Source organism: Ruegeria sp. CK2 (assembly GCF_056536585.1).
The window spans coordinates 1-843 of sequence record NZ_JBQFPW010000071.1; the positions used below are offsets into that span (position 1 = coordinate 1).

The 843-nt window shown below is 58.7% G+C and carries 2 protein-coding genes; both read right to left on the minus strand.

Annotated features, from left to right (window positions below):
* A partial coding sequence (locus ACR0BU_RS24735) for a hypothetical protein (protein ID WP_480739586.1) occupies nt 1–334 on the minus strand: 334 nt, incomplete at its 3' end.
* The coding region (locus ACR0BU_RS24740) for a hypothetical protein (protein WP_480755791.1) at nt 331–843 on the minus strand (513 nt) is incomplete at its 5' end. The genes ACR0BU_RS24735 and ACR0BU_RS24740, both read right to left, overlap by 4 nt.

Here is an 843-nt window from a genome sequence, read left to right on the forward strand (position 1 = left end):
GCACCCCGGAGCCATTCACCGTGATGTCTGGGTCGTTGAGTTCCAGAGTTAAGTTATTTGATCCGGTATAGGTGATGCCATCATCGTAGGGGTCGACAACAGGAGTGCTATCGTCAGCGTCAGCGGCACATGTGACGACGCCGTTAGTCGGACTGCCGCACTCATCGTCCGCCTGTGCTGCGCTGCCGGTGAACAGCACTGCAGCCGTCGCCACAACCGAAAGCCCAGGCGCAATACTTGCCACCTGGCCCTTGAACTTGGTCAAACGACCAGCCCGAACCAAAACGTTAAGCGGGCGAAGGGCGGGCTGGGTGTCTGAGGACTGGTTTGTCATTTTGAAACTCTCCTGTGAGGGTCATCGCCAACGTGTTTGAACACGATCGGTGAAAGGCACCGCCTGTTCTGCCGAGCAGGCAGTTGGTTGGCATAAATGCGGGAATTGATGCTGGGATTGATCGGATGCGTTGCTTCGACCAGACACCAACCGGCGCCGGTGATTAGCGGTGCTGCGTCCGCGTCGTCTGAGCCAGTGGTGTTAAAGTGCGAGGGGACCACATCAGACCCCAAACCGCGCACAGCCACAGCACGCGTCACGGCGGCCAGGGACGAACGCGTCAGGCCATCCGATCCGGAATCCGGGATCGGAGGATGGCCTGTAAACCCACGAGTGATGGGTGGCCCGAGGCCGGGTGTCAGAATGTAAGGATGATTTAGCCGGTAAGTGCTGCTGTCTGCGCCGGGGCGCAGCGACGGCTCTGAACCGATGAACCGATGAACCGATGAACCGATGAACCGATGAACCGATGAACCGATGAACCGATGAACCGATGAACCGATGAACCG